Raw genomic sequence first — 21,236 nt, 5'->3', positions numbered from 1 at the left:
CCTCCCGACGTGCCGGGCGCTCGCCTCCGACGTCAACGTGAGCGGCGGCGCCCGAGCAGCCAGCCGACCAGCACGCCGATGACGCCGGCCGCCGCGTAGCCGGCGTAACGCTGGATGAGCACGGGCATGACGGCCGAGCCGAGGTCCAGCGCAGCAGCCTCCTCGACGCCGGAGGGCACGGCCCGTGGTGGTCGCGACGGGCCCCCGGCGCCACCACGGCTCGCTCCTGCGGCAACCACCGACGGCGCCTTCTCCGGAGCGGATCGCGCCGGCGCCGCGCCCGATGCCTCGTCCGCTGGGCCAACCGGCGCTTGCGCTGCCGCGTCCGCCGCCGCACCGACCGCGGCCTCGGTCGCGGACTCGCTCGGCGAGGGCCCGGTGAGCTGCCGCTCCACGCAGGCGACGAACTGGGCGAGCAGCTTGTCGGATACGTCCTGCATGACGCCTCGGCCGAACTGCGCCGGCTTCCCCGTCACGGACAGGTCGGTGGTGACGTCGGCCCGAGCGCCTGAGCCGTCGGGCGCGAGCTGGATCGTCACCGTCGCGCCGGCCGTGCCGTTTCCACGCTTGTCCTTGCCCTTGGCCTCGATGACCGCCCGGTGCGCCTGTTCGTCCTTCTCGACGAACGACCCGGACCCGGCATAGAGCAGCGCGATCGGCCCGAGCTTGACCTTGACCGTGCCGGAGAACCCATCGGGAGAGGCGTCAGTCACGGTCGCGCCGGGGAAGCAGCCACCCACCTTGTCGAGGTCGAGAAAGAGCGCCCACGCATCCTCGACGGAGGTCGGGACCGTGAAGGAGTGCCTCAGTTCCATGCGGGTCACGCCCCGGCCGCGGCGAGCACGGCCCGTCGCGTCAGCACGGTGGCAAGGTGTCGGCGGTAGTCGGCGTCGCCGTTGAGGTCGGAGGGCGGATTGGTCCCCTCCGCGACCGAGGCCACCGCGGCGCGCACGGCCTCGTCGGTGGCCAGCTGCCCGACGAGCGCCTCCTCGACGGAGCGGGCGCGCAGCGGAGTCGAGCCCATGTTCGTCAGGCCGACCCGGGCCTCGGCGATCGTGCCGCCCTCGCTGCGCACCGTCGCCGCGACGCCGACGATCGACCACTGGTGGCTGACCCGCACGAACTTCTCGTAATGCGCGCCCCAGCCGGTGTGCTTCGGCACCCGGATCTGGGTCAGCAGCTCCCCGTCGCCGACCGCCGTGGTGAAGAGGTCCTCGAAGAAGTCCTCGGCGGCCACGGTGCGGGTCGACCCGGCCTGGCCCGCGATGACGAGCTGCGCGTCCAGGGCGAGCGCGGCAGCGCCCACGTCGCCGGCCGGGTCGGCGTGCACGAGGGCACCGCCGATGGTGCCGCGGTGCCGGATCTGAGGGTCGGCGACCGTGTGGATCGCCTTGGACAGCAGGGCCGCGTGGGCCGACACGGCCTCGGAGGCGAGCACCGCGGCATACGTCGTCATGGCGCCGATGACGAGGTGGTCGCCGTCGTCGGAGATGCCCTGGAGGCTGGGGATCCTCCCGAGGTCGACGACGACGCCCGGCGCGTTGAGGCGCATCCGCAGGATCGGCAGGAGCGACTGCCCGCCGGCGAGCACCTTGGCCTCGTCGCCGTGCTCGGCGAGCGCTGCCAGCGCGTCCTCGAGCGACTCCGGTGCGAGGTAGGCGAACTGGACGGGGATCATTGGGCACCGCCTTGTGTCGCGGGACCGGCTGGGCCGCCGGGTAGGTCGGCGTTCGGCGCGGCCTCGTCGAAGTGTGGCGCGGCCTCGCGTTCGCCCTCCGTGGTGACGGCTGCGCCGGCCTGGATCGCCTTCCACACCCGCTCCGGAGTGCACGGCATGACGATGTCGTTGACGCCGAGATGGCGCACGGCGTCGACGATGGCGTTGACCACCGCGGGCGTCGAGGCGATGGTGCCCGCCTCGCCGACTCCCTTGGCGCCGAGTGTGTTGGTCGTCGACGGCGACGTCGTGTGGTCGGTGACGAAGCTGATGGTGTCGGCCGAGGTGGGCAGCGTGTAGTCGACGAAGGAGCCCGTGACGAGCGTGCCCTGGTCGTCATACTCCGCGCCTTCCCAGAGCGCCTGGGCGATGCCCTGGACGAGCCCACCGTGCACCTGGCCCTCGACGATGAGCGGGTTGACGATGTTGCCGATGTCGTCGACGCAGACGTACTTGCGCATCGTCGTGGCTCCCGTCTCGGTGTCGACCTCCATGGCGCACAGGTGCGTCCCGTGCGGGAACGAGAACGTCTCGGGGTCGAACGTCGCGTCGGCGTCGAGGCTCGGCTCGACGCCGTCGGGCAGGTTGTGGCCGGTCCACGTGGCGAGCGCGATCTCGCCGATGCCGAGGCCCTTGTCGGTGCCCTTCACGGCGAAGCGGCCCCGGGTGAACTCGAGGTCGTCGACGCTGGCCTCGAGCAGGTGCGCCGCCATCGGCTTGGCCTTCTCGATGACCTTGTCGGCGGCCCGCACGACGGCCTCGGCCCCGACGACGAGCGAACGCGAGCCGTAGGTGTCCATCCCCTTCGGCGCGACCTGCGTGTCACCGTGGAGCACCTCGACGTCCTCGAACGGCACGCCGAGCCGGTCGGCGACGATCTGGCTCCACGCCGTCTCGTGTCCCTGCCCGTGCGCCGAGACGCCGGTGACGACCTCGACCTTGCCGGTGGCGAGCATGCGGATGCTCGCGCTCTCCCAGCCACCCGCCCCGTAGTTGAGCGAGCCGAGGATGCGTGAGGGCGCGAGGCCGCACATCTCGGTGAAGGTCGACACCCCGATGCCGAGCTGGACGGGGTCGTTGCCCTCGCGGCGGCGCCGCTGCTCCTCCCGCAGCGCGTCGTAGCCGAACAGCTCCTTGGCCCGCGCGGTCGCCGCCTCGTAGTTGCCCGAATCGTACGTCATGCCGGCGACGGTGGTGAAGGGGAACTCCTCGTGCTTGATCCAGTTCTTCTCGCGGATCTCGAGGGGGTCGACCCCGACCTCGACCGCGAGCTCGTCCATCAGGCGCTCGATGGCGTAGGTCGCCTCGGGTCGGCCCGCACCGCGATAGGCGTCGACCCAGGTCTTGTTCGTCAGCACCGTCTGGCAGTTGAACTGGTATGCCGGGAACTTGTAGATGGAGTTGAACATCCACGCGCCGAGCACCGGCACGCCGCCGCCCATGATGGCGACGTAGGCCCCCAGGTCGGCGAGCAGCTCGACCTTGAGCCCGGTGACCGTGCCGTCCTTCTCGGCGGTGAGGGTCAGCTTCTGCCACTGGTCGCGGCCGTGGTGGCCCGACAGGAGCGACTCCGAGCGGGTCTCGGTGTACTTGCACGGCTTGCCCAGGCGGCGGGCGACCGCGAGGGTCGCGAACTCCTCAGGGGTCGTCTGCAGCTTGCCGCCGAAGCCGCCGCCGACGTCGGGGGCGACGACACGCAGCTTCGACTCCGGGATGCCCGTCGTCGCCGCGATGAGGAAGCGCAGGATGTGTGGGATCTGGGTCGCGGACCAGACCGTCAGCTGTTCCCCGGTGGGATCCACAACGACGGACCGGGGCTCCATGAACGCCGGGATGAGACGCTGTTGGCGGTATTCGCGCTCGATGACGATGCCGTCGGTGCGAGCCTTGGCGATGGCCTCGTCGACGTTACCGCCGGAGCCCTGCTCGGCGGTGTCGAGCCGCCAGAACGCCGACTTGTTGGTGCCGAGGTCGGGGTGGGCGAGCACCGCGTCCGCCGCGGCCTGCTTCAGGTCGAGGACGGCGGGGAGCTCGTCGTAGTCGACGTCGACGAGCTCGGCGGCATCCCTGGCCTCGGCGGCCGTGCGCGCGACGACGACGGCGACGATCTCCCCGGCGCACGCGACGCGGTCGATGGCGACGGGCAGGTGCGTCGGGGTGACCTGCTCGGCGTTCAGCGGCCAGGCGTTGGCGTTGACGCCCTGGATGTCCTTGAGGTCCTCGCCGGTGAACACGCCCACGACGCCCGGCGCCGCCTTGGCTTCGTCGGTGCCGACCGCGGTGATAGTGGCGTGCGCGAAGGGGCTGCGCACCATCGCGAGGTGGAGCATGCCCGGAAGCACGATGTTGTCGGTCCAGCGCGTGCGGCCGGTGATGAGACGCTGGTCCTCCTTGCGGATGCGGGACTTGCCGACCTCGGGCGAGGAGGCGCCCTCTGGTCGGTCGTCGGTGATCGTCATCAGGCCACCCCCGCCTCGGCCGTCGCGCTGGTGCGCGTGCCGCCGAGCGCACCAGCCGCCTGCTGGACCGCCTTGACGATGTTGTGGTAGCCGGTGCACCGGCAGAGGTTGCCCTCCATGCCCTCGCGGATCTCGGCCTCGGTCGGGTTGGGGTTGTCCTTGAGCAGGTCGCAGGCCTGCATGATCATCCCCGGGGTGCAGAAGCCGCACTGGAGGGCGTGGCACTCGCGAAAGGCCTGCTGCATCGGGTGCAGCTCGCCGTCGGTCGCCAGCCCCTCGATGGTGGTCACCTCGTGGCCGTCCGCCTGCACCGCGAGGACGTTGCACGACTTGACGCTCGTGCCGTCGAGATGGACCGTGCAGGCTCCGCAGTTGCTCGTGTCGCAGCCGACCACGGTGCCGACCTTGCCGAGCGCCTCCCTCAGGTAGTGGACCAGCAACGTCCTGGGCTCGACCTCGTCGGAGTAACGGACTCCGTCCACGGTCAGGGTGATTCGCGTCATGCGACGACCTTCCTGCTGCGTTGCAGTGGGACTTCCTTGCTGGAGTCTCGTCTGAGGGGGGCCGCCTGACAAGGGGTGGCGGGCGGGAGAGGATGTCGCCATGACCTTCCGCGTCGACGACTACCAGGCTGCCCCCGACCGTTACGACACGATGACCTATCGCCGCACGGGGCGGAGCGGGCTCGACCTGCCCGCCGTCTCGCTCGGCCTGTGGCACAACTTCGGCGACGACGTGCCGCTGGACCGACAGCGAGCCATCCTCCGCCGCGCCTTCGACCTCGGCGTGACGCACTTCGACCTCGCCAACAACTACGGGCCCCCCTACGGCTCCGCCGAGCGCAACTTCGGCACGATCTACGCCCAGGACTTCCGCCGCTACCGCAACGAGCTCGTCCTGTCGACGAAGGCGGGATACGACATGTGGCCCGGGCCCTACGGCCAGGGCGGCGGCTCGCGCAAGTACGTCCTCGCCTCCCTCGACCAGTCCCTGGAGCGCATGGGGGTCGACTACGTCGACATCTTCTACTCACACCGCTTCGACGACACGACCCCGCTCGAGGAGACGATGGGAGCCCTCGACACCGCCGTGCGTCAGGGCAAGGCGCTGTATGCCGGCATCTCCTCCTACTCGGGCACCCGCACCCGGGAGGCGGTGGCGATCCTGCGCGACCTCGGCACGCCCCTGCTCATCCACCAGCCGTCCTACTCCATGCTCAACCGCTGGGTCGAGGAGGACCTGCTCGACGTCCTCGGGCAGGAAGGGGTCGGCTGCATCGCTTTCTCGCCCCTCGCCCAGGGCATGCTCACCGACAAGTACCTAGACGGCATACCGGCGGATTCCCGTGCGGCACAAGGGAAGTCGCTCGACCCAAACCTCCTCACGGAGCAGTCCATGCGGCACGTCCGCGCCCTCGGCGAGATCGCGTCGGCGCGAGGGCAGTCGCTCGCCCAGCTGGCCCTCGCGTGGGTGCTGCGCGACGCGCGGGTGACGTCCGTGCTCATCGGGGCCTCGAGCGTCGCGCAGCTCGAGGACAGCCTCGGCGCCCTCGCGGCGCTCGACTTCAGCGACGAGGAGCTCGCGCGCATCGACGAGCATGCCGTCGAGGCGGGTATCAACCTCTGGAGGGCCTCGAGCAGCCACTGACGGCGGCCGCCCGGCGCACCGTCAGTCGTGCGCCGCGTGGTGGTGGTGGATCGGGCCCGCCCTCGTCACGAGCCGCTCCCCGGCCCCGCCCCAGCGCAGGGCGATGACCTCGGCCGCGATCGACACGGCCGTCTCCTCGGGTGTCCGAGCGCCGAGATCGAGACCGATGGGCGAGCTCAGGCGCGCGAGTTCGGCCTCGGTGAGTCCCGCGTCGCGCAGCCGCCGCAGGCGGTCCTCGTGGGTTCGCCGCGATCCCATCGCCCCGACGTAGGCGACGTCCGGGAGGCGCAGCGCCACCTCGAGGAGCGGGACGTCGAACTTCGGGTCGTGGGTGAGGACGCAGACCACCGTCCGGGCGTCGGTCCGTCCGGCGTCGACCTCGGCGCGCAGGTAGTCGTGCGGCCACTGGACGACGACCTCGTCGGCGCCAGGGAAACGAGTGGCCGTCGCAAACACCGGCCGCGCGTCGCACACCGTCACCCGGTAGCCGAGGAAGCTGCCGACCCGGGCGACGGCCGCCGCGAAGTCGATCGCCCCGAAGACGAGCATCCGCGGCTTGGGCGCGTGCGAGGCGACGAAGACGCGCATGCCTTCCCCCCGGCGTTCGCCGTCGGGTCCGTAGGTGAGGATGCCGGTCCGACCCTGGTCGAGCAGGCCGCGTGCGTCGTCACGCACGGCGGCGTCGGCCCGCTCGCTGCCGAGCGAGAGACGGTGACCGTATGCCGCCGAGCCGCGTGCCGACGCACGTCCCGTCCCGTCCTCCCCCCCTCGAGTGGCCACTTCCGTCCCGTCCTCCCCCCCTCGAGTGGCCACTTCGGTCCCGTTGGCACCGGGCGAAACTGGCCACTCAACGGTGGACGTGGCACCGGGCGAAACTGGCCACTCGACCGGGGGCGGGGTGCCGTTGTCGTGCCCCTCGTCCACCTGCTCTCCCTCCGGGTGGACGACGAGCCGCCGGCCGAGCCACGCGGGGTCCGGATGCGCGATGACGGTCGCGACGGCGACGGGGCGGCCGGCCTCGATGTCGGCCGCGACCGACCCGAGCTCGGGGAACGTCTCGCGCGACACCTTCTCCACGAACACGTCGAGGATCCCCCCGCACGTCAGCCCCACGGCATACGCGTCGTCGTCGCTCACGCCGTAGCGCTGCAGCACGGGCGCCCCGGACGTCACCACCTCCTGGGCCAGCTCGTAGACGGCCCCCTCGACGCACCCGCCGGAGACCGACCCGACAGCCTCGCCCCCGGGACCGACGAGCATCGAGGCCCCGGCCGGGCGCGGCGCCGAGCGCCACGTGCCGACGACCGTGCCCACGCCGACCGCCTCGCCGGCTTCCCACCAGGCCAACAGCTCTGACAGCACCTCACGCACGGGCCACCACCTCGACCAGCTCCTCGAACGTCGCGAACGAGTGTCCCGCGACGAAGGCGTCCACGTGCGGCAGGGCCGCGACGATCCCCTGCTGCACCGGCTGGTACCCGGCCTTGCCACGGTGCGGGTTGGCCCAGACGACATGGTGCGCGAGCGCCCGCAGCCGGCGCATCTGCTCCCCGAGGAGCTCGGGGCCCTCCCGCTCCCAGCCGTCCGAGAAGAGGACGACCACGGCGCCGCGGGCGAGGCCGCGCCGGCCCCAGCGGTCGAGGAAGGCCCCGAGCACCTCGCCGAGGCGGGTGCCGCCGGACCAGTCCGGCACCACCTGTCCGGCCGCCCGCAGGGCCTGCTCCGGGTCGCGCTCGCGCAGCGCCCGCGTGACGTGCGTGAGCCGGGTCCCCATGGTGAAGACCTCCACGGAGGACACGGACCGGGCGAAGGCGTGGGCGAGCCGCAGCAGGCTGTCGGCATAGGGCGCCATCGACCCCGACACGTCCACGAGAAGCACGACGCGCCGCGGCCGGGTCGTGCGCCGCCGACGCCGCACCGGGCCGGGCTCGCCGACGCGACGCAGCTGCTCGCGCAAGGTGGCGGGGCCGTCGACGAGGCCCGCCCGGGCCCGGACGTGACGTCGCGCGCGCCGCCGCGGGGCCTCCGGTCGCAGGGCGCCGAAGAGCCGCGTCAGCGCTTCGCGCTCGCCGGGGGTGAGCCCACCGACGTCGCGGTGGCGCAGCACCTCCCGCGCGCTGGCGCGGGCCCGCACGACGTCGTCGTCCCCCTCGCCCGTCTCGGCACCGGAGCCGTCCTCGCCGAGGGGCGCCTGGCGGCTCGGCGGCCGCGCCCGCTCCGCGGCGGGGCCCAGTTGCGGAGGCCGCCCGGAGAACCAGGCCTCGAAGACGGAGTCGTAGCGCTCGATGTCCGCCGGGGACGACGTCAACGTCGCCCGGCCCGCCCAGTAGACGTGGCTACGACGGTCGAGTCCGATGGCGGCGGCGGCCGTGAGGAAGGTGCGCTCGCGGTCCGCGGTCACCGCCGTGCCGGCAGCACGCAGGGCGCGGGCGAAGCCGAGGAGCACTTCATCGGGCCGGCGGGCAGCGGCGAGCGGCCCGGTCGGCCCGGTCGGCCCGGCGGTCATGGCAGTCACGGCGGTCACGGCGGTCACGGCGTGAGGATCCGGTCGAGCTGCGAGCGCACCCGGTCGGCGTCCTCGCGGTACTTGACCGCCGCCCCGAGCGTGGCGCTCGCCACCTCGGCATCGAGCGCCACGGCACCGAGGGCATCGAGCGCCCGGGCCCAGTCGAGCGTCTCGGCCACCCCGGGTGGCTTGATGAGCTCGCCGGACGTCCGCAGTCGGTGGACCAGCCGGACGACCTCGTCGGCGAGGGCGGCCGAGACGTGCGGCAGGCGGGTCCGCACGATCTCGAGCTCGCGGGCCAGCCCCGGGTGGTCGATCCAGTGGTAGAGGCAGCGCCGTTTCAGCGCGTCGTGCAGCTCGCGGGTGCGGTTGGAGGTGAGGACGACGAGGGGTGGCACCTTGGCGCTGATGGTCCCGATCTCGGGGACGGTCACCTGCCACGTCGAGAGGACCTCCAGGAGGAACGCCTCGAACTCGTCGTCCGCCCGGTCGATCTCGTCGATGAGCAGGACGCAGGGGCTCTGCCGCAGGGCCTGGAGCACCGGCCGGGCGAGGAGGAAGCGCTCGTCGAAGAGCTCGGCCTCCAGCGCGGCCGGGTCGCGGTCCTCGTCACGGGCCAGGGCCTCCACGGCGCGCAGGTGCAGGATCTGGCGCGGGAAGTCCCAGTCGTAGAGCGCCTGCGTCGCCTCGATCCCTTCGTAGCACTGCAGGCGCAGCATCGGCAGCGCGAGCCCCTGCGCGAGGGCCTCGGCGAGGGCCGTCTTGCCCGTCCCCGGCTCGCCCTCGAGGAGGACGGGCCGGTCGAGCCGCGTCGCGAGGAACGTCACCGTCGCGAGCGCCTCGTCGGCCAGGTAGCCGGTGCCGGCGAGGACGTCGGTGACCTCGTCGACGGTGTCGAATGCCCGCTCCATGCCCCGAGCATTGCCGACGGCCCCCCGATTGCATAGCCCGGGCCCTCACTCCAGCCGGTGCAGGTCGGCCGGCGTGTCGACGTCGCGGCCCGTGCCGAGGTCGCCCACCTCGACGAGGAGGTGGGGCGTGGTTGCGAAGTGGTCGCGCGCCCCGCGGTCGCCCGTCGCCGTGGCCACGACGGCCGACCAGTGCGTCCGCCCGATCAGGGCGGGGTGGCCCGGCACGCCGCCGTATGCCGCGCGCGCCAGCGCGGTGCGCCACGGGCCGGCCTCCCGGACCGCGGCCACCAACCGCCGCACCACCGGCACACCGACGTCGGGCAGGTCGACGAGCGTCACGACGACCGCATCGACGGCGCGCGGACCGACGGCTGCCAGGCCGGCGCGCAGGGACGCGCCCATGCCCTCGCGCCAGTCAGGACAGTCGACGACCTCCACGTCGGCCCCCGCGCCCACCCGGTCGGCGAGCAGCCGCACCTCGTCGGCGGACGCGCCCACGACGACGGTCACGCCGTTGCAGCCGCCTCCGAGCAGGGCACGTATGCCGGTCTCCACGAGGGTCGGCCCACCCGCAGCCGTGCGCAGGAGGGCCTTCGGGCCGCCCATCCGGCGGCCCTCGCCCGCGGCGAGGAGCAGCCCACGCACGGGCTCCCGGGCCGGCGGTTCCTGCACTGGCGAGGGCCGCGCCGCGCGGGCGGTCGGCGGGACCTGGCTCACGCCACCACCCCGGCAGCGCGCAGCTGCGCGATCTGCTGCGCGGACAACCCCAGCCCGGCGAGGAGCTCGTCCGTGTGCGCGCCGGGCGCCGCGGCGGCACGCGGCGGCGCTGCGGGGGTCCGGGAGAAGCGGGGCGCCGGAGCCGGCTGCACGACCCCGTGGCCGTCCCTGGGCAGGGTCCCGCGCGCGACGTTGTGCGGGTGGGTGGGCGCCTCGGCCATCGTGAGGACCGGGGTGACGCACGCGTCGACGTCGGTGAACAGCTCGGTCCACTCGTCGCGGGGCCGTGCCGCGAAGGCCCGCGAGATCACGGCTCGTTGGTGCGGCCACGTCTCCCGGTCGTACTGCCGGGTGAGGTCCACCTCGTCCTGCACGCCCAGGACCCGGACGAGCTCGGCGAAGAACTGCGGCTCGAGCGCCCCGACGGCCTGGTGCGCACCGTCGGCGCACGCATACACGTCGTAGAAGGGGCACCCGCCGTCGAGGAGGTTCGTCCCCCGCTCCACCGTCCACTCGCCCATGGCGTGGAGGCCGTAGACCATCGACATGAGCAGCGCGGAGCCGTCCACCATCGCCGCGTCGACGACCTGGCCGGCCCCGGTCGTGCGGGCGCTGAGCACCGCCGCGAGGACCCCGACGGCGAGCAGCATGCCGCCACCGCCGAAGTCGGCCACGAGGTTGAGCGGCGGCGTGGGCGGCGACCCGGGTCGACCGATGGCTGCGAGAGCTCCGGTCAGGGCGATGTAGTTGAGGTCGTGCCCGGCGCGCTGCGCCAACGGACCGTCCTGGCCGAAGCCGGTCATCCGCCCGTAGACGAGCCGTGGGTTGCGCGCGTGCAGGTCCGCCGGGCCGAGGCCGAGGCGCTCGGCGACCCCTGGACGGAAGCCCTCGACGAGCGCATCCGCACGAGCGGCGAGGTCCCGGACGAGGGCGCGGCCCGGCTCCTGCCTGAGGTCGACGGTGATCGAGCGCCGCCCCCGGTCGAGGACCGGGTTGGCCGCGGCGCCCGACGCGCCCGGGCGCTGGACGCGGACGACGTCGGCCCCGAGGTCGGCGAGCACCATGGCGCAGAACGGCGCCGGCCCGATGCCGCCGAGCTCGACGACGGTGACACCGGTGAGCGGTCCCTGCCCCGACATGGTGGGTCCGGCCGTCTCAGCGCGGTCGCGCGAACTCGCGGACGAACCCGCGCAGCACCCCGTGCGCCTGCGAGACGTCCACCGATCCCACCCGCTCGATGAGCTCCTCGGACGTCTCTGGACTGAAGTAGCCGAGGTGCCGGTAGGCGCGGATGCGGTGGATGAAGTGGTCCGGCTCGAGCTCGGGGTGGAACTGGGTGACGTACTGCCGCCCCCCGAGCCGGTAGGCCTGCACGGGGCAGGCGTCGTTCGTGGCGAGGAGCACCGCGCCGGGCGGCAGCTCGCTGCACGCCTCCTTGTGCCCGGTGAAGGCGGTGAACGTGGGCGGCATACCGCCGAAGACGGGGTCGGCGCGACCCTCGTCGGTGACGGTGACCGTCGTCGGGCCGACCCCCTCGCCGAAGGTGCGGTCGACCAGGCCCCCGGCCACGAGGGAGGTCACGCCGATGCCGTAGCAGAGGCCGAGATAGGGCACGTCGCGGGTGAAGACCTCCCGCAGCAGCAGCACGAGCTCCCCCTCGACGCGCAGCTGCTGCTCCGACTTGTGCTCCACCGGGTCCGACGTCGTGAAGGGGCTGCCGCCGAGGATGACGCCGGACACGTCGTCGAGCGGGACCGGCAGGAACTCCGCCTGCTCCATGCGGATCTGGACGACCTCGTCGTCGGCGAGCCCGGTGAGCCGCTTGAGGCCGGCCGACTCGTGCTCGCTCAGGTGGTCCTCGGCCCGTGACGTCAGCAGGAGGAAGGGGGCCCGTCTCACGGCGCCCAGCCCGGCGGGGTCACGGCAGGAGGTCCTCGAGGTAGAGCGGCAGCATCTCGCGCCACGTCGGCCAGTCGTGGGCGTAGCCGGGCCCCCAGTCATCGACGCGGTTGGGCACGCCCTTGCTGCCGAGCACCCGGGCCATCTCCCACGACTCGGAGATGTCCTCCCAGGCGCCGGTTCCGCTCGCGAGCACGACCATGCGGCGGCGCAGCTGCTCGAGCGCGTCGCCGTCGAGGCCCGGCAGGAAGTGCAGCGGGGAGGAGAAGTACAGGTCGTCGGTGAGCGGGCCGCCGATCATCGCGTCCACCGCATACGTGCCGCTCATGCCGAGTGCCGCGTCGACGAGGTGCGGGTAGCGGCAGAGGAGGGCGACGGCGTTGAAGGCGCCGATGGAGGCTCCCGCCGCGACGAGGGGCTGCGGGCCGCCGCAGTCGGAGGCGATGGCGGGGAGGACCTCCTCGGCGACGGCCTGGTGGTAGGCGTTGAAGAGCGCCATGCGGTATGCCGTCGAGCCCTCCCGGCGGGCGAGGGCCTGGCCAGCGGTGCTGTCGCACGAGTAGACCTTGGCGCGGCCGGAGTCGAGAAGCGGCCGGACGGCGTCGATGAGGCCGCCCCGCTCCACCTCCTCGGCGTCGCCGCCCGCCGTGGGAAAGAGCAGCACCGGCACGCCCCAGGTGCCCCATCGGCTGACGGTCAGCTCCTGGCCGAGGCGCTCGGACCACCAGCGGTCGCTCACCTTCATGGCTTCCTCCTTAGGGCTGCTGCTCAGCAAGGCTGCTGCTCATTCGTAGACGAACTTCTGGGGGCCGGGGAAGATCCACGACAGCGCCGGGCCGAGGCGGTCGCGCCAGTTCTCCCAGTTGTGGCCGTCGCGGGCCTCGGCGTAGTTGACCGTCATCCCTGCCGCGCGGAAGACGGGCACCATCGACCGGTTCGGCGTGATGAGCGGCTCGTAGACGCCGCACGTCATGTAGATCCGGTCGACCGGCCGGGTCGGCCGGGACCGGTAGCGGTTGACGAACTTCACGACCGGGTCGAAGTAGGGCCCGCCGCCGTGGTCGAAGCCGATGTCGGTGAAGACGAGCGACGCCGACTGCAGCAGCAGCGAGCCGAAGAGGCCGGGGTAGCGCACCGCGCTCGACAGGGCCGCGACGCCACCGAACGAGGACCCCATGAGGCAGCGCGCCTCCGGGGTGTCGACGAGCGGCAGGCGCTCGGTGAGCAGCGGCACGAGCTCGCGCGCCAGGAACCGGGCGTGCGGCGCGTGGTCGGGATACTCCTTGAGCCGGTCCTCAGGTGCGACGAAGGCCACGACGAGCGGCTCGACGTCGAGGCGGTGGATGAGGTTGTCGAGCACCGTCTTCATCGCGGCGAAGCCCAGGTAGTCGTCCCCGTCGTGGACCACGAGCAACGGGTAGCGCAGCCTGTCGTTGAAGCGCGCCGGCAGGTAGACCTTGACCGGCTGGTCACGGCGCAGGGCCTTGCTGTGCATCGTCTCCTCGACGATCTCGCCGGGACGGGCCTCCGGGTCGTGGGCCACCCAGTCGGGCACGCGGTAGCCGACGGCGGCGCACACCGACGACGACCCGAGCGGGCTGTGCGCGAGGCGGGGGTTGAGCGGGTCGTTGAACCGCTCGTGGTGCTCGCCGCGGCGGACCTCGATCTGGTACTCGACGCGAGAGCCTTCCGGAAGCAGCGTGGTCGCCGTCCACAGGTCCGACTCGGGGAAGCGCGTCATCTCCAGCGGATCGGGCAGGCCGACCACCCGGTGGCGGACGAACGCCTGGTCCACCTCGCCGCGGAAGAGGAACGTGGCCCGCTCCCCCTCGACGATGGGCGAGCCATGGCGCGCGACGAAGCGGTCGATCGTCGCGCCGTCGACCGGGGCCCGCTCCCGCAGCCGGTTGATCGCGAGTCGGCCGGCGTTCACGCGCCCACCTGCGCCACACGGCCCTCGTCGGTGATGACGCGGGCGCCGTCCGGGAGGCCCTGGCCGCCCGCCTCGAAACGCAGGAACGTGCCCGTGTCGAGCAGCAGGAGCCGCAGGTCGGCGAAGCGCCGGGCGAGCACCTGCAGGGCCTCGGGATCGTCGAGCCGCAGCCGGCGCTTGGCGTGGGGGAACACCGCGATCCCCGGCAGCCGCGCCAGGCCGCGGTCGTAGACCTCCGGGAACGACGCCCCGTGTGGGCCGAAGTCGTGGAAGAGCACGACCCGCTCGGTGAGCGCCATGGCGCCCGCGGACCACGCGATGACCGGCAGGTGGGCCGGGATGCGCACCCGGAAGAGGCGCAGGGCGCGCACGAGGGAGCCGACGTGCCCCCCGGGCAGCACGACGGCGCAGCACTCCTGCAGCACCGCGTCGATCTCGCTGCGGTGCCGGGCGATCGGCTCGCTCTGCTCGGGCGGCGCGGCCGCGTCCACCTCGCGGTAGAGCTCCTTGAGCTGACCGGCATACCAGGTGTCGACGTCTCGCACCGCGGCGATGGCCGCCTCGACCGCCGTGCCCCGCAGCCCGTGCGGGGACGAGCGGTGCAGGACCTCGGCGACCGCGTCCATGGCGGCGCGCAGCCGTATGCCGTAGAAGGCCCGCAGCTCGTCCTGCCGGTCCCGGAAGGCAAGGCCGGCGGCCGCGAAGCGCTCGTCCTCGGCGAGGACCTCGAAGGTGCGCTCGTAGAGCCGCAGGTTGCGCCCGCGCCCGTCGAGCAGCCCGTCCAGCTCGCCGTCGTCGCCCTCGCGCTCCTCCCAGCCCGCGTTGATGACGGCGACCGGCCCATCGGCGTCCAGGGAGCGCAGCGCGGGGGTGACCGTCGTGGTGAAGCGTTGCGGCCCGAGCAGGATCGTGGTCATCGGCGGCGGTGTGGGAGTCCCGGGGAGCCAGCGGCTCAGCCGGCGTGGACCTTGATCGTCCGGCCCGCGTCGTCGAGCATCGCGCGCACGACGTCGTAGTCGGGGTGGCGCATGCGCAGCCATGCGTTGGCCATGTACCCCGCCTCGATGGCCTGGGTGGAGTGGCCGGGGGGCGGGAAGTGGGCGTCGAGGATCCACTCGCCGTAGCGCCCCTGGATCTCGTCGATCCCGGAGTAGCCCCGGATCGCCCCGTCGGCGCTCGGGCGCAGCGCGACGATGCCCGCGGCATACGGCCGGCGCATCGAGTGCTCGGGCCGGCCGTGGGTGACGATGTGGGCCCACTCGCGGTAGACGTCGACGTCGTTGCTCGCCGAGTAGAGGTCCCAGCACCCCACGCCCGGGGGCCGCGCGCCGATCTCCGAGAAGCGCAGGCCCTTGGGGCCGTAGAACCACTCCATGTGCGTGGCGGACGTCTCGATGCCGAGAGCGGCGATGACCCGCTGGCCCAGCTCGCGCACCTCGTCGTAGAAGCCGTTGCCGTCGAGCCGGTTGGTCGTGACGAACTGGGGCGAGATCCACCGGTGCCGCATCGCCTCGAGCACGTTGGGGTAGTAGTGCGTGGCCCAGTCGTGCACGATGTTGCCGCCGAGCGTGATCGTGTCGTAGAAGCCCTCATGGCCCTCGACGAACTCCTCGATGGCGATGGACGACGCGCCCTCGGCGCCGAACCGGTCGAGCGCAGCCGCGAGCTCGCGGTCGTTGTCCACGCGCACGGTGCCCTGGGCCCCGGCGCCGGCGCGTGGCTTGAGGACGAGGGGGTAGCCGGTGCGCCGGGCGAAGTCGCGCGCCTCGTCCGGGGCGTCCACGGCGGCCGAGGCCGCGGTGGGGACGCCGGCCTGGCGCAGCGCCTCCTTCATCGAGGGCTTGTCGCGGCAGAGCCACGTGGTGCGGACCGACGTGCCGGGTATGCCGCACGCCTCCCGGACCTGCGCGGCGGGCATGGTGTGGGCCTCGACCGTCGCCTCGAGGGCGTCCACCCACACCCGCCCCTGGAAGTAGCGGACGGCCTCGGTCAGCTGGTCGACGTCGGTGACCGAGCCGACCCGGTAGTAGCCGTGCATGGCGCTGCGCAGCTCGTCACCGAGGTGGCCCTCCTCGGTCTCCCCGATGCCGAAGACGGTGGCACCCACGCCGGCGAGCGCGTGGACGAACCGGCGCTGGTTCGCCGGGAAGTTCGGCTCGACGAAGATGATGTTCACGGACCCGACTCTAGGGCGCGGCCGGGCCCTCGTCGCGGTGGGCCGGCGGCGGCCCACGGGCATATTCCGGCCGGCTGAGGGTAGCGCCAGCACATGCCCGGTCCCGACTTCCCCGGTGCGGAGAGCTTCCTTCCGCCGCGCCGCAGCCTCCCCTCCCTCGCGACCGCCGTGCAGGGATGTCGCGGCTGCGACCTCTACCGTGAGGCCACCCAGGCGGTCTTCGGCGACGGCAGTGCCGACGCCCGGCTCGTGCTCGTCGGCGAGCAGCCGGGGGACGCCGAGGACCGGGCGGGCGAGCCCTTCGTCGGACCCGCCGGGCGGGTGCTCGACCGGGCCCTGGAGGAGGCGGGGATCGCCCGCGAGCAGGTGTGGGTGACCAACGCGGTCAAGCACTTCCGCTTCACCCAGCAGGGCAAGCGCCGGATCCACGAGAGCCCGTCACGGTGGCAGGTCGCGGCGTGCCAGCCGTGGCTGCTCGCGGAGCTCGACGCGCTGCGGCCCGAGGGCCTCGTGCTGCTCGGAGCGACAGCGGGCAAGGCGCTGCTCGGCCCGGGCTTCCGGGTCGGCGCCTCGCGCGGCCGGGTGCTCGAGCCGCTTCCGACACGGCAGGAGTGGGTCGTGGCCACCATCCACCCGTCCGCCGTGCTGCGGGCGCGGGAGCGGGACGAGCTGTATGCCGGTCTCACCGCGGACCTGGCCGTCGCCCGCGAGAGGCTGGCCGGCCGAGGCTGAGCACCGCTGCAGGCTGCCCTGCATGGTGCTCGCGCGACCGCTCTCCGGGGCAGGCCGCCTCCCGGACGACGCTGGGGGCACGATGGGCTCGTGACACGGTTCGAGCTCCGCCTTGCGTCGTCGCTGCCACCTCAGGAGGCGTGGCGACGCGTGCTCGACCTGCGCGCCCACACGGCCGTCATCCCCCTGACCACGCTGTGCGGCGACGCACTCGGGGCCGACGAGCTGCGCCCGGGCAGCAGGTTCGTCGCTCGAACCGCCGTGGGGCCCGTCGTCGTCGACGACCCGATGGTCATCGACGAGATCGAGCCGCCCAGCGGTGCCCAGCCCGGAGTGGCCCGAATCCGCAAGGAGGGCAAGGTGATCCGCGGCTGGATCGCGCTGCGCGTCGGCGCCGCTCCTGGCGGCTCTGAGGTCGAGTGGACCCAGGAGATCTCCGTGCTCGGTGTGCCCGGTGCGGCGGGGAGGGTGACGGCGGCCGTGGCGCGCGTCGCGTACGGCGCGACGCTGAGGCGCCTGCTGGCACGCCCCGGGACCGACGTGGGCTGACCTGCCCGTCCGGGGCCTCATGACGAGCAGCCGTATGCCGCTGCCCCGCTGTCGTCGGCCGTCCGCCCCGCCAATCCGCGGCAGCCGTGAGAACGAACACCTCCCATGACCCGCACCCGGTTCGCCGTCACCGGCATCCTCGCCGCGCTGGCCGCCATCGCGGCCGGGCACCTCGTGGCCGCCTTCACGGACCCGGCCGCGTCCCCGGTGCTCGCGATCGGCTCGACGGTCATCGACCTCACGCCGACTCCGCTGAAGGAGTGGGCGATCCGGCAGTTCGGCACCGCCGACAAGCTCGTCCTGCAGGGCTCGGTCCTGCTGGGCACCCTCGTGCTGGCCGCAGCGGCCGGCCTGCTTGCCCGACGCCGACCCGACGCAGCCACCGCCGTGGTCGCCGCCCTCGCCGTCGTGGCCGGACTCGCGGCCGTCAGCCGACCCTCCGGGTCGGCCCTCGACCTCCTACCGGCCCTCGCCGCGCTCGTCGTCGGCGTCGTCGTGCTGCGCCGACTGGCCGTCCTCGCGGAGCCCGAGCCGCCGCGGCCCGGGACGGTGCCGGCGGCCAGCTACCGGCCGGCTCCCGGGCCCCCGAGCGCCACGACCACGCCGTCGACCGGTCGCGCCGAGACCGGCGCCGGCCGCCGCACGTTCCTCCTCGCAACCGTGGCCGTGGCAGTGGGCTCGGCCCTGGCCGGGGTTGCCGGCCAGGTGCGCGGCGGCATCCGGGCCACCGCCGACGTCGTGCTGCCACGACCGCGGACGCCGGCAGGCCCGCTGCCCGCCGGGCTCGAGCGCACCGTCGCGGGGATCTCCCCCCTCCAGACCCCGACGGCTGACTTCTACCGCGTCGACACCAACCTCATCGTCCCGCGCGTCGACGTCGACGCGTGGCGCCTCGAGATCGACGGGATGGTGGAGCGGCCCTACTCCCTCACCTTCGCCGAGCTGCTCGCGCTGCCCCTCATCGAGCGGGACATCACGCTCACCTGCGTCTCCAACGAGGTGGGCGGCGGATACGTCGGCTCCGCACGCTGGCTCGGCGTCCGGCTGACGGACCTGCTCGACCGCGCCGGCGTCAAGGGCACCTCCGACCAGCTGCTCAGCGCCGCCGAGGACGGGTTCACCATCAGCACCCCGCTCTCCGCCATCCGTGACGGGCGCGACGCCATGGTGGCCATCGGCATGAACGGCGAGCCGCTCCCCGACGCCCACGGCTTCCCCGCGCGCCTCGTGACACCGGGGCTCTACGGCTTCGTCGGAGCCACGAAGTGGCTCTCCCGGCTCACCCTCACGACGTATGCCGCCGAGCAGGCCTACTGGACGAGGCGGCAGTGGGCGACCGACGCGCCGATCAAGACGAGCGCCCGGATCGACACCCCGGTCCCACTCTCGACGATCGCCCCCGGACGCGTGGCGATCGGGGGTGTGGCGTGGGCGCAGCACCGCGGCGTCGGCACCGTCGAGGTGCGCGTCGACGACGGGCCCTGGCAGCCGGCCCGGCTCGGTCCCGACATCGGCGTCGACTCGTGGCGGCAGTGGTACCTGCCGTGGGAGGCGACGCCGGGACTGCACCACCTGTCGGTGCGCGCCACCGACCGGAGGGGGGTCCCGCAGGTCGCGGAGCGGGCGACGCCCTTTCCCAGCGGGTCGAGCGGCATACAGGACGTCGTCGTGACGGTCCAGTAACCGTCCCTTCAACCTGTCGAGAAATGTTGCGCCACAACCCAATCCGCACCGCGTCCCGCTCCGAACTCCCAGTGACCCAGCACCCACCGCACCACACACCACACACCAGGAGCACAACGACATGAACACCCGAAGCACCCTCGTGGCCCTCGCCCTGGCCCTGCCGCTCGGCCTCGCCGCCTGCGGGAGCAGCACCGGCACGGCAGCACCGGCCGCCGGCGCCGCCAGCTCGTCCATGACGTCCGAGGCCGCTCCCATGGCCACCGGGTCGACCCCGTCCGGCGACATGACCACGTCGGGGACCATGGCCGACCCGGCCTCGATGGTCTTCGGCACCGCGTGCGCCGCCGTTCCCAAGGACGGCAAGGGATCCTTCCAGGGCATGGCCACGGACCCCGTCGCGACCGCCGCGAGCAACAACCCGCTCCTGTCCACTCTCGTCACCGCCGTCAAGGCGGCCGGTCTCGTGGACACCCTCAACTCGGCACCCGAGATCACGGTGTTCGCACCGACCAACGAGGCCTTCACCAAGATCCCCGCGGCCGACCTCAAGAAGGTGCTCGCCGACAAGGCGACGCTGACCAAGATCCTCACGAACCACGTCGTCGCCGGCAAGATCGGTCCCGACAAGATCGCCGGCACGCACCGGACGCTCGCCGGCACGGACCTCATGGTCGAGGGCTCCGGCAAGGACTTCACGGTCGGCAAGGAGAAGGCGACGGTGCTCTGCGGCAACGTCCCCACCGCGAACGCCACGGTCTACATCGTGGACTCCGTCCTCATGCCGTGACCCGGGCCTGACGAGCCGACGAGCAGCCAGCACAATGGACGACATGTCCCCCTTCTCGGTGGTCTCCTCGGGCGATGACCCGTCGGAGGAGACCACCGGCGCCCCTGACCTGGGCCGGCTCCTGCGCCGGTCGGCGAGCGGGGACGAGGGCGCGTTCGGTGAGCTCTACGACGCCGTGTCACCGCGCCTCTACGGCCTCGTCCGCCGGGTGGTGCGTGACCCGGCCCAGTCGGAGGAGGTCACCCAGGAGACCTTCCTCGAGATCTGGCGACACTGCGCGCGCTTCGACCCGCGCCGGGGCAGCGCCCTGTCCTGGATGCTCACCATCGCGCACCGCAAGGCCGTCGACCGGGTCCGGTCGGCAGAGGCGGCCGTGCGCCGCGACGAGACCTGGCACGCCACGAGCCACGAGGCTGCCCACGACACCACTGCCGAGACCGTGGCCCTGCGGCTCGACGCGGAGCGCGTGCGGCGCGCCCTCGACACCCTGACCGACGCCCAGCGCGGAGCCCTCGAGCTCGCATACCTGTCCGGATACACCCACACGGAGGTGGCATCAATGCTCGACCTGCCCCTCGGCACCGCGAAGACCCGCATCCGCGACGGCCTCATCCGACTTCGGGACACGCTCGGGGTGGGCTCATGAACGACGACATCCACGCGCTCTCCGGTGCGTATGCCGTGGACGCCCTCGACGACGTCGAGCGGGCCCGGTTCGAGCGGCACCTCGTCAGCTGTCCGGCCTGCGAGGCCGAGGTGGCCGACCTCTCCGCGACGGCCGGCGAGCTGTCCGCCATCTCGGTGCAGGCCCCGCCCCCGTCGCTGCGGGCCCGCGTGCTGCGCGACATCACGACGGTGCGTCCGCTGCCGCCCGAGGCGCCCCGGCCCGCACCCACGCGGCTGGCCGCGGGCGATGCGCCCGTCGCCGGCCCGACCCGACGGCCCGGTCCCTGGCGCCTGCTCGTGGCAGCCGCGGCGGCCGCGGTCCTCGTCATCGGCGGGTTCGCCGCGTGGCGGGCGATGTCGCCCAGCGCGCCTCCGCCGAGCGTCGCCTCCCAGGTGCTCGATGCGTCCGACGCGTCGCGGGTCGTCAAGACCCTGCCTGGCGGTGCGCGGGCGACCCTGGTCCGCTCGCCCTCGTTGCACCGGGCCGTCGTCCTCGCGTCGGGTATGCCGCCCGCGCCCGCCGGGCGGGTCTACCAGCTGTGGCTCCAGGACCCGTCCGGGCACATGGCCCCGGCGGGTTTTCTGCCCGCCAGCGGCGGGGCAGGCGACGAGCAGGTCACCCTCCTCACGGGTGACGCCAGCACGGCCAAGGGCGCCGGCATCACCGTCGAGCCCGCCGGCGGCTCGCCGCAGCCGACGTCCGCGCCGATCGTCCTGTTCGCCTTCTCCTGACACCAGGGCGGTGCACGCAACTGGCCACTCGACCTTCCCCCGCCCCACCCACCCCGTCGAGTGGCCACTTCCGCACACCCCACCCCGTCGAGTGGCCACTTCCGCACACCCCACCCCGT

Annotated in this window: 21 protein-coding genes; 7 read left to right on the top strand and 14 right to left on the bottom strand. The window is 73.2% G+C overall.

The features are described 5' to 3' along the window. Positions 1–32: 32 nt before the first annotated feature. From VFJ94_RS11670 to VFJ94_RS11655, 4 genes are read right to left on the bottom strand one after another with little or no spacing between them, the layout of a single operon-like run. A complete protein-coding gene (locus VFJ94_RS11670; protein ID WP_325004381.1) occupies positions 33–815 on the bottom strand; it encodes an SRPBCC family protein in 783 nt (260 codons plus the stop codon). A gap of 5 nt (positions 816–820) precedes the next feature. Then, positions 821–1,678 carry a xanthine dehydrogenase family protein subunit M gene (locus tag VFJ94_RS11665; protein WP_325004380.1) on the bottom strand — a complete coding sequence of 286 codons (858 nt, stop codon included), beginning with the start codon at positions 1,676–1,678 and terminating at the stop codon, positions 821–823. Further along, a complete protein-coding gene (locus VFJ94_RS11660; RefSeq protein WP_325004379.1) occupies positions 1,675–4,176 on the bottom strand; it encodes a xanthine dehydrogenase family protein molybdopterin-binding subunit in 2,502 nt (833 codons plus the stop codon). The genes VFJ94_RS11665 and VFJ94_RS11660 overlap by 4 nt, the downstream gene beginning before the upstream one ends. Then, entirely contained in the window at positions 4,176–4,679 is a 504-nt protein-coding gene (locus tag VFJ94_RS11655; protein WP_325004378.1) for a (2Fe-2S)-binding protein, read from the bottom strand. Before VFJ94_RS11655 ends, VFJ94_RS11660 begins: the two co-directional genes overlap by 1 nt. A gap of 100 nt (positions 4,680–4,779) precedes the next feature. Here VFJ94_RS11655 and mgrA point away from each other — a divergent pair, with 100 nt between their 5' ends. After that, positions 4,780–5,823 carry an L-glyceraldehyde 3-phosphate reductase gene (gene mgrA, locus VFJ94_RS11650; protein WP_325004377.1) on the top strand — a complete coding sequence of 348 codons (1,044 nt, stop codon included), beginning with the start codon at positions 4,780–4,782 and terminating at the stop codon, positions 5,821–5,823. A 21-nt stretch (positions 5,824–5,844) separates the two neighbouring features. On the opposite strand, the gene VFJ94_RS11645 is transcribed toward mgrA, so the two are convergent. The 10 genes from VFJ94_RS11645 to VFJ94_RS11600 are packed head-to-tail and all read right to left on the bottom strand — an operon-like array spanning position 5,845 to position 15,965. Then, complete coding sequence (locus VFJ94_RS11645) at positions 5,845–7,194, bottom strand: XdhC family protein (RefSeq protein WP_325004376.1); 1,350 nt, start codon at positions 7,192–7,194, stop codon at positions 5,845–5,847. Continuing rightward, entirely contained in the window at positions 7,187–8,356 is a 1,170-nt protein-coding gene (locus VFJ94_RS11640; RefSeq protein WP_325004375.1) for a vWA domain-containing protein, read from the bottom strand. The genes VFJ94_RS11645 and VFJ94_RS11640 overlap by 8 nt, the downstream gene beginning before the upstream one ends. Continuing rightward, positions 8,353–9,240 (bottom strand): MoxR family ATPase, encoded by an 888-nt coding sequence (locus VFJ94_RS11635; RefSeq protein WP_325004374.1) that lies wholly within the window; start codon positions 9,238–9,240, stop codon positions 8,353–8,355. The genes VFJ94_RS11640 and VFJ94_RS11635 overlap by 4 nt, the downstream gene beginning before the upstream one ends. Before the next feature lie 45 nt (positions 9,241–9,285). Next, positions 9,286–9,957, bottom strand: coding sequence for a nucleotidyltransferase family protein (locus VFJ94_RS11630; RefSeq protein WP_325004373.1), 672 nt, complete (start codon positions 9,955–9,957; stop codon positions 9,286–9,288). Then, positions 9,954–11,096, bottom strand: coding sequence for a CaiB/BaiF CoA-transferase family protein (locus VFJ94_RS11625; RefSeq protein WP_325004372.1), 1,143 nt, complete (start codon positions 11,094–11,096; stop codon positions 9,954–9,956). The genes VFJ94_RS11630 and VFJ94_RS11625 overlap by 4 nt, the downstream gene beginning before the upstream one ends. A 16-nt stretch (positions 11,097–11,112) precedes the next feature. Next, positions 11,113–11,856 (bottom strand): glutamine amidotransferase, encoded by a 744-nt coding sequence (locus VFJ94_RS11620; RefSeq protein WP_325004371.1) that lies wholly within the window; start codon positions 11,854–11,856, stop codon positions 11,113–11,115. 19 nt (positions 11,857–11,875) lie between these two features. Then, positions 11,876–12,601 (bottom strand): esterase family protein, encoded by a 726-nt coding sequence (locus VFJ94_RS11615; RefSeq protein ID WP_325004370.1) that lies wholly within the window; start codon positions 12,599–12,601, stop codon positions 11,876–11,878. Positions 12,602–12,640: 39 nt separating this feature from the next. Further along, entirely contained in the window at positions 12,641–13,789 is a 1,149-nt protein-coding gene (locus VFJ94_RS11610) for an alpha/beta hydrolase-fold protein (RefSeq protein WP_325004369.1), read from the bottom strand. Next, positions 13,786–14,706, bottom strand: coding sequence for a hypothetical protein (locus VFJ94_RS11605; RefSeq protein WP_325004368.1), 921 nt, complete (start codon positions 14,704–14,706; stop codon positions 13,786–13,788). The genes VFJ94_RS11610 and VFJ94_RS11605 overlap by 4 nt, the downstream gene beginning before the upstream one ends. A 35-nt stretch (positions 14,707–14,741) precedes the next feature. After that, positions 14,742–15,965, bottom strand: a complete 1,224-nt coding sequence (locus tag VFJ94_RS11600) for an ATP-grasp domain-containing protein (RefSeq protein ID WP_325004367.1) — start codon at positions 15,963–15,965, stop codon at positions 14,742–14,744. Positions 15,966–16,058: 93 nt separating this feature from the next. Between VFJ94_RS11600 and VFJ94_RS11595 the strand changes: the two genes are divergently transcribed. The 6 genes from VFJ94_RS11595 (at position 16,059) to VFJ94_RS11570 (ending at position 21,117) form a co-directional block, all read left to right on the top strand. Continuing rightward, positions 16,059–16,697 carry a UdgX family uracil-DNA binding protein gene (locus VFJ94_RS11595; RefSeq protein ID WP_325004366.1) on the top strand — a complete coding sequence of 213 codons (639 nt, stop codon included), beginning with the start codon at positions 16,059–16,061 and terminating at the stop codon, positions 16,695–16,697. A gap of 90 nt (positions 16,698–16,787) precedes the next feature. Continuing rightward, positions 16,788–17,246, top strand: coding sequence for a hypothetical protein (locus VFJ94_RS11590; protein WP_325004365.1), 459 nt, complete (start codon positions 16,788–16,790; stop codon positions 17,244–17,246). 105 nt (positions 17,247–17,351) lie between these two features. Continuing rightward, complete coding sequence (locus tag VFJ94_RS11585; protein ID WP_325004364.1) at positions 17,352–18,929, top strand: molybdopterin-dependent oxidoreductase; 1,578 nt, start codon at positions 17,352–17,354, stop codon at positions 18,927–18,929. Positions 18,930–19,050: 121 nt separating this feature from the next. Further along, on the top strand, positions 19,051–19,719 hold the full coding sequence (locus VFJ94_RS11580; RefSeq protein ID WP_325004363.1) for a fasciclin domain-containing protein: 669 nt from the start codon (positions 19,051–19,053) through the stop codon (positions 19,717–19,719). A 43-nt stretch (positions 19,720–19,762) separates the two neighbouring features. After that, positions 19,763–20,365 carry an ECF RNA polymerase sigma factor SigK gene (gene sigK, locus VFJ94_RS11575; protein ID WP_325004362.1) on the top strand — a complete coding sequence of 201 codons (603 nt, stop codon included), beginning with the start codon at positions 19,763–19,765 and terminating at the stop codon, positions 20,363–20,365. Next, positions 20,362–21,117 (top strand): anti-sigma factor, encoded by a 756-nt coding sequence (locus VFJ94_RS11570; protein ID WP_325004361.1) that lies wholly within the window; start codon positions 20,362–20,364, stop codon positions 21,115–21,117. Before sigK ends, VFJ94_RS11570 begins: the two co-directional genes overlap by 4 nt. Positions 21,118–21,236 lie beyond the last annotated feature (119 nt).

The organism is Intrasporangium sp. (genome assembly GCF_035688975.1).
Classification (GTDB): domain Bacteria; phylum Actinomycetota; class Actinomycetes; order Actinomycetales; family Dermatophilaceae; genus CALMNV01.
This window is presented reverse-complemented; position numbering and strand designations above follow the sequence as displayed.

Bases quoted from the DNA above. Each gene is read 5' to 3' on its own strand.
- mgrA (WP_325004377.1), top strand. From the start codon at position 4,780: ATGACCTTCCGCGTCGACGACTACCAGGCTGCCCCCGACCGTTACGAC.
- VFJ94_RS11570 (WP_325004361.1), top strand. From the start codon at position 20,362: ATGAACGACGACATCCACGCGCTCTCCGGTGCGTATGCCGTGGACGCC.
- VFJ94_RS11595 (WP_325004366.1), top strand. From the start codon at position 16,059: ATGCCCGGTCCCGACTTCCCCGGTGCGGAGAGCTTCCTTCCGCCGCGC.
- VFJ94_RS11605 (WP_325004368.1), bottom strand. From the start codon at position 14,706: ATGACCACGATCCTGCTCGGGCCGCAACGCTTCACCACGACGGTCACC.
- VFJ94_RS11670 (WP_325004381.1), bottom strand. From the start codon at position 815: ATGGAACTGAGGCACTCCTTCACGGTCCCGACCTCCGTCGAGGATGCG.
- VFJ94_RS11660 (WP_325004379.1), bottom strand. From the start codon at position 4,176: ATGACGATCACCGACGACCGACCAGAGGGCGCCTCCTCGCCCGAGGTC.
- VFJ94_RS11585 (WP_325004364.1), top strand. From the start codon at position 17,352: ATGACCCGCACCCGGTTCGCCGTCACCGGCATCCTCGCCGCGCTGGCC.
- sigK (WP_325004362.1), top strand. From the start codon at position 19,763: ATGTCCCCCTTCTCGGTGGTCTCCTCGGGCGATGACCCGTCGGAGGAG.
- VFJ94_RS11615 (WP_325004370.1), bottom strand. From the start codon at position 12,601: ATGAAGGTGAGCGACCGCTGGTGGTCCGAGCGCCTCGGCCAGGAGCTG.
- VFJ94_RS11635 (WP_325004374.1), bottom strand. From the start codon at position 9,240: ATGGAGCGGGCATTCGACACCGTCGACGAGGTCACCGACGTCCTCGCC.
- VFJ94_RS11580 (WP_325004363.1), top strand. From the start codon at position 19,051: ATGAACACCCGAAGCACCCTCGTGGCCCTCGCCCTGGCCCTGCCGCTC.
- VFJ94_RS11625 (WP_325004372.1), bottom strand. From the start codon at position 11,096: ATGTCGGGGCAGGGACCGCTCACCGGTGTCACCGTCGTCGAGCTCGGC.
- VFJ94_RS11655 (WP_325004378.1), bottom strand. From the start codon at position 4,679: ATGACGCGAATCACCCTGACCGTGGACGGAGTCCGTTACTCCGACGAG.
- VFJ94_RS11665 (WP_325004380.1), bottom strand. From the start codon at position 1,678: ATGATCCCCGTCCAGTTCGCCTACCTCGCACCGGAGTCGCTCGAGGAC.